This window comes from Shouchella sp. JSM 1781072 (genome assembly GCF_041949915.1).
GTDB lineage: Bacteria > Bacillota > Bacilli > Bacillales > Bacillaceae_D > Shouchella.
Map to the genome: position 1 here is coordinate 485314 of NZ_JBHFQE010000002.1, position 8963 is coordinate 494276.

At 40.7% G+C, this 8963-nt stretch carries 12 protein-coding genes; 3 read left to right on the plus strand and 9 right to left on the minus strand.

The genetic code is table 11. The annotated features are described in order from the left end of the window. Nucleotides 1–55: 55 nt before the first annotated feature. The gene (locus tag ACE1TH_RS11985) at nt 56–604 is read right to left on the minus strand and encodes an NAD(P)H-dependent oxidoreductase (RefSeq protein ID WP_375079111.1); all 549 of its coding nucleotides are present in this window, start codon (nt 602–604) and stop codon (nt 56–58) included. Nucleotides 605–714: 110 nt separating this feature from the next. On the opposite strand from ACE1TH_RS11985, the gene ACE1TH_RS11990 reads away from it, so the two are divergent. Beyond that, a complete protein-coding gene (locus tag ACE1TH_RS11990) occupies nt 715–1602 on the plus strand; it encodes a LysR family transcriptional regulator (RefSeq protein ID WP_375079112.1) in 888 nt (295 codons plus the stop codon). Here ACE1TH_RS11990 and chrA read toward each other — a convergent pair. The 8 genes from chrA to ACE1TH_RS12030 all read right to left on the minus strand — a co-directional run bounded on the left by chrA (nt 1599) and on the right by ACE1TH_RS12030 (nt 6990). Further along, complete coding sequence (gene chrA / locus ACE1TH_RS11995) at nt 1599–2774, minus strand: chromate efflux transporter (protein ID WP_375079113.1); 1176 nt, start codon at nt 2772–2774, stop codon at nt 1599–1601. The genes ACE1TH_RS11990 and chrA overlap by 4 nt on opposite strands. 86 nt (nt 2775–2860) lie before the next feature. Then, a complete protein-coding gene (locus ACE1TH_RS12000; RefSeq protein WP_375079114.1) occupies nt 2861–3406 on the minus strand; it encodes a GNAT family N-acetyltransferase in 546 nt (181 codons plus the stop codon). Between the two features lie 18 nt (nt 3407–3424). After that, a complete protein-coding gene (locus ACE1TH_RS12005) occupies nt 3425–3637 on the minus strand; it encodes a hypothetical protein (protein ID WP_255224528.1) in 213 nt (70 codons plus the stop codon). Between the two features lie 43 nt (nt 3638–3680). Next, entirely contained in the window at nt 3681–4694 is a 1014-nt protein-coding gene (locus tag ACE1TH_RS12010; protein WP_375079115.1) for an N-acetylmuramoyl-L-alanine amidase family protein, read from the minus strand. A 334-nt stretch (nt 4695–5028) separates the two neighbouring features. Next, the gene (locus ACE1TH_RS12015) at nt 5029–5313 is read right to left on the minus strand and encodes a hypothetical protein (RefSeq protein ID WP_099302859.1); all 285 of its coding nucleotides are present in this window, start codon (nt 5311–5313) and stop codon (nt 5029–5031) included. 145 nt (nt 5314–5458) lie between these two features. Then, nucleotides 5459–5668 carry a hypothetical protein gene (locus tag ACE1TH_RS12020; RefSeq protein ID WP_375079116.1) on the minus strand — a complete coding sequence of 70 codons (210 nt, stop codon included), beginning with the start codon at nt 5666–5668 and terminating at the stop codon, nt 5459–5461. A gap of 21 nt (nt 5669–5689) precedes the next feature. Next, complete coding sequence (locus ACE1TH_RS12025; protein WP_375079117.1) at nt 5690–6079, minus strand: GNAT family N-acetyltransferase; 390 nt, start codon at nt 6077–6079, stop codon at nt 5690–5692. Between the two features lie 404 nt (nt 6080–6483). Beyond that, complete coding sequence (locus tag ACE1TH_RS12030) at nt 6484–6990, minus strand: GNAT family N-acetyltransferase (protein ID WP_099302865.1); 507 nt, start codon at nt 6988–6990, stop codon at nt 6484–6486. 121 nt (nt 6991–7111) lie between these two features. Here ACE1TH_RS12030 and ACE1TH_RS12035 point away from each other — a divergent pair, with 121 nt between their 5' ends. Then, nucleotides 7112–7393 carry a hypothetical protein gene (locus tag ACE1TH_RS12035; RefSeq protein ID WP_375079118.1) on the plus strand — a complete coding sequence of 94 codons (282 nt, stop codon included), beginning with the start codon at nt 7112–7114 and terminating at the stop codon, nt 7391–7393. Between the two features lie 133 nt (nt 7394–7526). Then, a complete protein-coding gene (locus ACE1TH_RS12040; RefSeq protein ID WP_375079119.1) occupies nt 7527–8957 on the plus strand; it encodes an alanine/glycine:cation symporter family protein in 1431 nt (476 codons plus the stop codon). The last annotated feature ends 6 nt before the right edge of the window (nt 8958–8963 follow it).

The following is an 8963-nucleotide window of genomic DNA, read 5'->3' on the forward strand; positions in this document are numbered from 1 at the left end:
TCTACCACTATCATAGCGAGTTCATGCGATTTTAATCAATCGGCATCTCTTATTATCAAAAAAATTTCCTTATATGCGCTTGTAACGCCTTAATTGGTCGATCAAATGAATCTAATTTCATCGCTCCATACACTGAAAAAGTAGGTAAAGCCGTCATACCACAATAAGCAAATGTCTTATGCACACTGAATAAAACTTGGTCTTCAGACAACCCTTCTAAAAAATCACCACTTGTCGCATTAAATTCTGCTTCTCGTGCTCCCCAGGTGAGTGAAAGCATGTAATTCTTATCTGTCATGAGACCACCGCGACCAAATTTAGATGACTTTGTAAAAAATATGCCTGGCACAAACACATCATCCATGTACTTTTTGACAATGCCTGGAACACTAAACCAATAAACCGGCGCTTGTACAACCATTACGTCTGCCACTTTACATTTCTCGATTTCTTCTTCAACGCTATATCCTTCAACGATATTTGTTTGTATCGTTTGATAACTCCCCTTGAGCATTGTTTGAGTTTCTCTCAAGAGAGCTTCATTTAAATGCCCTTGTGCCCGTTCATAACGGTCGTGTCCATTCAAAATCAAGATTGTTTTCATGCTAATCTCCTCCTTCAACATCCTTCTCTTCTGAGCGTACATCACGTACACTAATCAAAACAGCGAATGTTTTTAATCAAACCAATCAGTTTTTTCGATAGGAGGCACTTATGGACCGTAAGCACTTAAGAACATTTTTAGATGTTTGTGAAACTCTTAACTTTACGAAGACAGCTGAAAGATTGCAGTACGCGCAATCAAGCATCACGGCGCAAATAAAAAGCTTAGAGCATGAACTACAGTGCTCGCTCTTCCAACGTCTTGGGAAAAAAATCATTTTAACAAAAGCTGGTCAACAACTTCGACCTTATGCGCATCAACTGATTCAATTAGAAGAAACCGCACGAGTCTCCCTGTTAAGCCAGAAAGAAACCATTGTCATCGGGGCGCAAGAAAGCCAATGTACATATCGTTTACCAACGTTATTACATACCTTTACTCAACAAAACCCCACTAGCAAGCTAGTTTTCAAACCTGCGCACTCCGACAAACTTGCGACTGAATCTTTATTGAATGGAGAGATCGATCTTGCTTTTATTATGGACGTGACGACAAAGGAACGGTCTTTATTACATACGGAAGCCCTGATTGAAGAACGACTTCTCATGGTCGTTGCACCAGATCACCCCTTCGCCGCTCAAAAAAACATCTCTCCAGAAGACTTGGAGAGTGAGGCCATCCTTTTTACAGAAAAAGGGTGTTCATACAGAGTGCTATTAGAAAATCTGCTCCACAAAGCTCATGTTACACCAAAGTCGTCACTTGAATTTACTAGTTTAGAAGCCATTAAAAAGTGTGTGGTCGCCAATATTGGAATCGCTTTTTTGCCAGAGTTGGTTGTTGAGGCAGAGCTACGGGAAGGATTACTTTGCGCCGTGCCGTTTGACGCAACTTTTCCTGCACTAAAAACTCATCTCGCTTATCATAAGGACAAGGAGATGAGTAAAGGGGTACAGCAGTTTCTTCAATTAACGAGGGAATTTTTCAAGGGCGATTAGAATCCTTGAAGAAGCAATCCTCCGAGAGCGCCAGTGACAACCACTAGCCACGGTGGGCATTTCATATACATCAGCATGAAAAACAGTAGTGCGGCGAGCGCAAAATCTATTGGACCAAGGATGGCGCTCGTCCAAATTGGTTGATAGAATGCCGCAATCAAAATGCCTACTACCGCGGCATTTACCGCAACAAAAGCGCCTTTCATGCGTTGATTGCTTCGTAACGCATGCCAAAACGGCAACACACCTAAAATCAACAGAAAAGCAGGTAAGAAAATCGCTATAGTTGCGACAAGGCCACCTATCCATCCTGCTATATCCGCTCCAATGAACGAGGCAAAAGTAAACAATGGACCTGGAACAGCTTGAGCTGCGCCGTACCCTGCTAAGAAGGATTCCTCGCTAATTAGGCCTATTGGAACAAACTCTCGTTCTAATAAAGGAAGAACGACGTGACCACCGCCAAATACGAGGGAGCCTGCACGGTAAAAGCTGTCGATCATGGTGATCCAAAGCCCCCCACTAAATGAAGCCATGATGGGAAGTAAGACTAATAACCCCAAAAAAAGCGTTAAACAACTTGCACCAAAGGCTTTCGTGATTGGCATCTTAAAAGCAGCAGATCGGTCTTCTTTTTTTGGACGAAGCAAGAAATAACCAGTCAGTCCTGCTGCTAGAATAATTCCTACCTGTGTTGCAAAATGTGGAATGAATAAGGATGCGATAAGCGCAACAAGTGCAATCGCTTTTCTTGTTATGTCTGGCGTAAGGTTTTTTGCCATCCCTAAGATTGCGTGGGCAACAATGACCACTGCTACAATTTTTAATCCGTGAATAAAGCCCGAACCTGCCATATCAAACGCATGAGTCACATAAGCAAACAAAATTAATGCTATGACGGATGGCATCGTGAATCCTAGAAACGAAACAATACCACCAAGAACCCCTCCGCGCATGACACCAATGCCAATTCCTACTTGGCTACTTGCTGGTCCAGGGAGAAACTGACTAACCGCAACTAGGTCTGAGTAGCTTTGTTCATCTAACCATTTTCGCCTCTGAACGTATTCATTGTGAAAATAGCCTAAATGGGCAATCGGCCCTCCAAATGAAGTGAGTCCTAATCTCGTTGAAATCATTAAAATTTCAAATAAAGTTCTGATCGTTTGCATGTTTCCTCCACTTGGTAGTAATATCAAATGGTTTATTATACCGTAAAGAAGACGATTTTACAGGTACCTTTACAAAAAGAACATATTTATTCACTCTTCCATTCGGATGCCAGCATGCCATAGATGACGTGGTCAACATAATGATCATACAGCCATTCCGCTTGTCGAATGCCTCCTTCTTTTGTGAATCCTAGTTTTATTGGGATGCTTTGGCTTTTCTTATTTTCAGTGGCTGCACGAATTTCCACTTTGTTCATGTTTAAATGGTGAAAGGCGTACTGTGTTAATGTACGAGATACATCAGTCATGATCCCTTTTCCTTGCGCCTGTTCACTAATCCAATACCCGATCGATGCCGTCCTATTTGACCAATTTAGTTGATTAAAGCTGGCCATTCCTACAATGTCTCCACGATAAAGAATGACTGTGTTAAGACTAGAATTGTCCGCATGTCCTTTTAAGCAACTTTTTATAAAATTGAGCGTGTCACTTTCTGCTTTGATATAATCTACCCAAGGTAGCCACTCTCTTAAATGCATTCGGTTTTGCTCCGTTAGTGTGTAAATGGGTTCCGCATCCTGAAACTCAATCATTTTCAAAGATAATTGGTCATGTATTTTCAGTTCAAACATAGCTGCACTCCCTTTTCTTCATCTCTGTTGTTCTAGCTTCTGTAGGCGGCTTTCTAAATCTTCAATCGTTTTCTGCTGTGTCTTTGCAATGGTTAAAGCAATCACCGCAATACTTCCGATCCCTGCAAGAATGACTGGAAGGATCGCGAGTAAAATTGATTGAAAGACATTCACATTGATCACCTCATTATCCTCTTGAATCTTCGGCAAAAAAAGACAAATTCCTTCCACAAAAAAAGAACTCCTCACGATTGAGAAGTCCCTTTTTACGAGATTAATATAATTGTTGGACCGCTCGTCTAACTGCTTCACTCACTTCTTGCTGGTGTTGGTTTGTCTGCACCAACTGTGCATCCGTTTGATTTGTTAAATAGCCAACCTCTATAAGCACAGCTGGGACACTGGAATCTCGAAGCACTTGAAAGTTAGATTGATACGTGCCTCGCATCTGATTTCCAGAGTTAAGACGTCCTATTTCTCTATTAATTACAGTCGCTTCTTGACTAGATTGATAGTAATGGGTCTCAAATCCACCAACGCTAGGATCGGCAAAGCTATTCGCATGAATGCTTAAAAAAAGATCTGCTTGCGCTTGATTCGCTTGATTAACTCGGTTAGCGAGAGAGACAAATTCATCGCCTGTACGCGTTTCAATTACATCAATGCCATCTGCTTCAAGCGTCCGCTTGACTTGATCTTTGTAGGCTTTCGCCACTTGTTTCTCCTGTAAACCATTCGCCACCGCTCCCGGATCGTTTCCACCGTGCCCTGCATCTAGCACGACGCGAACGTTTCCTTGATTAGATGACGTATTTACTACTGGTGCGGCAGGGGCTGGACTCGCTTCTGATGACGATTGTAAATAATCCATATGTATAAATCCAGTTGTTCCATTAAACGTCACTTGCGCCCAACCATCTTGTCGCTCCACATAATCGACTTGCGTTCCACCTGACAATTGTCCAACAATGGAGTCTGACGAGCTAGGACCTGATCGAACATTCAGCCCACCTGATGAATTTACCACCGCTTGCTTCACTTCTGTACTGGCTTGACTAGTTGATTGTGTCGCAGCATCGCTAATAAATGCATTGTTCACATAGCCAACTTGTCCAGCATATGTAATCTTTAACCAGTCTGTTGACGTAAGAAAATACTCAACTTGATGACCTGGTTCGAGTTTGCCGATGATCGCTCCTTGTTCAGAAGGCTGGTCCCTCACATTGAGTGGTGCATCACTCTCCACAAACCCTACGTTTGTCGATGCTTCAGCCCTTTCTCCATTCAAAAAAAGAAAGAGAATCATGACCGACATTATTCCTATAAACCTTAAAGTACGTTGCACCATGCCCCTCCTTTTGCCTTTGATTTCGTGTACCGATAAACAGCACACCAGCTTTACCTACCCTTTTCGCACACTCGCTAAACATTCCGTTTATAAGAGTCTGAAAAAACAAGCAACTTTTATGTTGTCCATCTTAGCAAATCTATGAAAAGAAAGATATAGGTTTTTTGAGCACGGCAAATGAGACTAGGAAACAACAAACATTTACCTGCTCTCCACAATTTTTCTTATTGAGTCTACGCCTACCAAAAAAGACGATCTACACCGATCGCCTTCACTACACTTCTCGTCTATATCTCAACCAAATAATAATCAACACACTAAAAAGTAATGAAATTGATACAAGACCTAAAATCGAACTATACATCATCGATTCCAAGCCTTCTACTCCCCCTGGGTTTAACATACGACTAAGCACCATCAGACTAAATGGATATAATAATAGAAAGAATGAATAGATTTTTTTCTTATTAATAAAGTACACCCGATACAGGACATACGCAGGCAAAGCTGGGAGGATGATGAACATAATTGTATAATACAGTATTGCAATAACTGACATCTTTTCACTTCTTTCAACATTTTAAAACGACGCTACACAACTTCCACCTCTACTGGTATATCATATTTCACAGTGAAAATCACTCTTTTTTCTTCTGTTGTCTCATAAAAATGATGGTTACGAGCCAAGGGTCATTTTATGCCCCTTACCTCTTATCATATTGGTCTAATTTCTTAATGTTGTACCAAATAAAGCCAACAAAAAGCCCTCCAACCGCGTACCCTAAAAAGTTAGATAAAAATTGCTCCAATCCCACTTCTCGGCCTGCAATGAATCGATATAGTGTGAGAAGCGATGTAACAACTAGAGGGAAAATGATGACACTAAACAGGAAAATAAATCCTTTTTTCGGCATGCTATCGTCTCCCTTCATAATCTACGAATGACTCCAAACTCCTCCACCACCGTGAGTAAATCCACATTTTTCATAAAAGCTCTGTTTATCGGCACCATAAGAGACTGTTACAATCTCTAATCCAAATGCATCCGCCTCGACTAAAAGTGCTTTGACGAGTTTGACACCAATTCCATTTCCTTGATAGTGCGGGTGTACCATGATGTCTTCTAAATAACCGTGTTCTAAGCCCATTCCACATACATAACCGAACCCAATTAACTCCTGATGTTCGTTTCTTACCCCTACCCAAAAGTTACAACGCTCAAGTAAAGCAGGAAAATCTTGATCTCTTCTAGCCCAACCTATCTTTTCTCTTAATGAGGGAACTTCCTCATGTTTTATTGGTAGATTTATTCTAGGATTGTACATGTTGAGTGAACACTCCTTTTTTTAAATGAATTTTTTGAATCTTTAACGGTTTATGAACGTACTACAAATTTAATTAGAAAACATGGGATCATAGTCATTTCAGAAAATGAACTACCCGCATACCTTTCATCTATTTAACGATTAGTTTTTTAACCAGTATCACTATTTCGCTTTTAGCATCTTCTTTATAAGAACTTCCGTTTGTTGGATACTCTTCTCATCCAGGTTATCCTGCATGGCGTAGCCTATAGCTTGAAACATTTCTTTGTACTCGCCCGTTTAAGATAATTTTTTTAATCAAACGTTTAATTAGCTAACGAAACCCTATACATACAAGCTTTTTTCATGTGTGCTCGTTGCATTCTATACCATCTATTTATTCATCATTTTCTTGACCGAACAATTTAGATTGATCGTCTAAACTTATACACGACGGCTCCAGGCTCTTTATCAAGATTATTTGAGACAATCTCTTCTTGAAAAATAAATCCTCTTGCTTCGTAAAAAGGAATACCTTTTACGTTACCTCGTTGCACGGTGACGAATTGCTCTCTAGCTCCGAACGCTTTCTGTTGTTGTGTAACTGCATCTAAAAGCTTTGTACCTATTCCTTCATTTCGGCGCTGTGGGTCTAAGTAAATGACATAGAGCCAGCCCGTTCCCTTTTTCGTCATTCCGCCTCCTGCTGCGCCAACAACTTGACCATGATCTAAGGCTACAAAATAGCCTCCCCACGAATGTGTCGGCTCTCCTACTTCTTTAGCAATGCGATCAGGATTGTAATACGTTTCACACTGCTTTTCTATGTACGACTCTGATAATATGCACTTAGAAACATCACGATAACCCGCGCGACAGACGTAGATAATTCCTGGAATGTGCGCGTCATCAGCTTTTTGAACGTCGATCACCTTCTACTCCTCCTCTTTTCTTTCAGTTATAGCTAATTCGATAAACTCAAACTGAATCCTTTTGAATAATTCTCTAGTCCACAACACAAACTAAGTTAAAAATCGATAAAGGATGGGTATAATGGATTATCCAACCATTCATACAAACATTTGGGACGGAGTCATAGCGGTTCCGATTGTGTTAGTGCTTACACAACTCATAAAAGTTGTCTTCCCTATTAAGCCTTCATTTGTCCCGACTATTGCCACATTACTAGGGCTTGCTATGTCTATTTTTTTTAGTCATCCTCATAGTTTGTCCGCTGGAATTTTCATGGGTTTCTTTTATGGAAGTGCAGCTATCGGAACTTATGCCGGGCTCAAGAATTCTTGGAAACAATTTCGAGAACAGCATAATGAATAAAAAAAAGATAACACTTTTTGAAATATCGTTTTAGCGATATCTTATCTCACCTGTATATGTTTAATTCGAAATCGTTTAACAAGTTCTAATTAAGGGTATTGGAACCGCATACTTTATAGAAAGGATTGGTGGAATGTTTGAAGATGGATTTGCTTTAGAGTTACCTTTTTTAGAGGGGATTGTTAACCCAGTTAACGATATAATTTGGACATACATACTAATTGGTTTACTTATTATTGCTGGATTATATTTTACTATCCGTACAAAATTTGTTCAGATTCGCATGTTCCCAGAGATGTTCCGCGTCATCACAGAAAAACGGAGCAGTAAGACAGGAGTTTCCGCTTTCCAAGCCTTTACGATTAGCGCCGCAGCTAGAGTGGGAACCGGTAATATTACAGGTGTTGCCCTCGCCATTACAGTAGGTGGACCTGGTGCGGTTTTTTGGATGTGGATCATTGCAGCTGTCGGTATGGCAACAGGTTTTATCGAAAGTACGCTTGGTCAACTTTACAAGGAGAAAGATGGCGATCGCTATCGCGGAGGTCCAGCTTACTACATACATAAAGCATTAGGAAAACGCTGGCTAAGTATCTTGTTTGTCATTTTAATCGTTTCTTGTTTTGGAATGATTTTTAATGCTTTGCAGGTCAATACCATTACCGATTCCTTCCAAACCGCTTTTGATACAAACCGCTTGCTCATGGCACTTATTCTAGCGGCAGTCACAGCCGTTATTATTTTCGGCGGGGTCAAACGAATTGTGAAAGTAACGCAACTTGTTGTTCCTTTTATGGCGGTTGCGTATATGGGGGTTGCACTTTACATTATTTTCGTCAATATAGATCAAATACCTGGCGTGTTTTCGTTAATTTTCAGTGAAGCATTTGGTCTTACACAAGCAGTCGGAGGCGGCTTTGGTGCAGCGATTATGGAAGGTGCACGAAGAGGGTTATTCTCAAATGAAGCTGGTATGGGGAGCGTGCCAAATGCAGCCGCTGCGGCAAATGTTTCGCACCCAGCAAAACAAGGGTTATTCCAATCACTTGGCGTTTTCTTTGATACGATGCTCGTTTGTACTTCTACCGCATTTATCATTCTATTGTCATCTGGATACATGGATGTCGATGGAGAAGGGGCAACGATTACTCAATTTGCGATGTCTCAACATATAGGTGATTGGGCAAGTGCTTTTGTTGCTATCGCCCTACTATTCTTTGCGTATAGTTCTGTCTTAGGGAATTATTACTTTGGTGAAACCAACATTGAGTTTTTAAAGAACGGTGCTCGCTTTTTACCGATTTACCGAGTTGCATTTATCATTATGGGAATTCTAGGTGGTATTGCGACAGTTGAACTTATTTGGACAATGGCAGATCTATTCATGGCTCTAATGGCTATTGTTAATATCACTGTTATATTGCTACTCACAAAGAAAGCCGTTATTTTGCTTCAAGATTACACCGAACAACGGAAACAAGGAAAAGACCCCGTTTTCTATTCTTCTAAGTATCCAGAGATCAAAAATACAGATTGCTGGGGCGATGATGAAGAAAGTCGTTAATTCATA

What these genes read in the sequence shown, in the direction of transcription:
- ACE1TH_RS11985 (WP_375079111.1), bottom strand. Translation starts at nt 604, where the DNA reads ATGAAAACAATCTTGATTTTGAATGGACACGACCGTTATGAACGGGCA.
- ACE1TH_RS11990 (WP_375079112.1), top strand. Translation starts at nt 715, where the DNA reads ATGGACCGTAAGCACTTAAGAACATTTTTAGATGTTTGTGAAACTCTT.
- chrA (WP_375079113.1), bottom strand. Translation starts at nt 2,774, where the DNA reads ATGCAAACGATCAGAACTTTATTTGAAATTTTAATGATTTCAACGAGA.
- ACE1TH_RS12000 (WP_375079114.1), bottom strand. Translation starts at nt 3,406, where the DNA reads ATGTTTGAACTGAAAATACATGACCAATTATCTTTGAAAATGATTGAG.
- ACE1TH_RS12015 (WP_099302859.1), bottom strand. Translation starts at nt 5,313, where the DNA reads ATGTCAGTTATTGCAATACTGTATTATACAATTATGTTCATCATCCTC.
- ACE1TH_RS12020 (WP_375079116.1), bottom strand. Translation starts at nt 5,668, where the DNA reads ATGCCGAAAAAAGGATTTATTTTCCTGTTTAGTGTCATCATTTTCCCT.
- ACE1TH_RS12025 (WP_375079117.1), bottom strand. Translation starts at nt 6,079, where the DNA reads ATGTACAATCCTAGAATAAATCTACCAATAAAACATGAGGAAGTTCCC.
- ACE1TH_RS12035 (WP_375079118.1), top strand. Translation starts at nt 7,112, where the DNA reads ATGGATTATCCAACCATTCATACAAACATTTGGGACGGAGTCATAGCG.
- ACE1TH_RS12040 (WP_375079119.1), top strand. Translation starts at nt 7,527, where the DNA reads ATGTTTGAAGATGGATTTGCTTTAGAGTTACCTTTTTTAGAGGGGATT.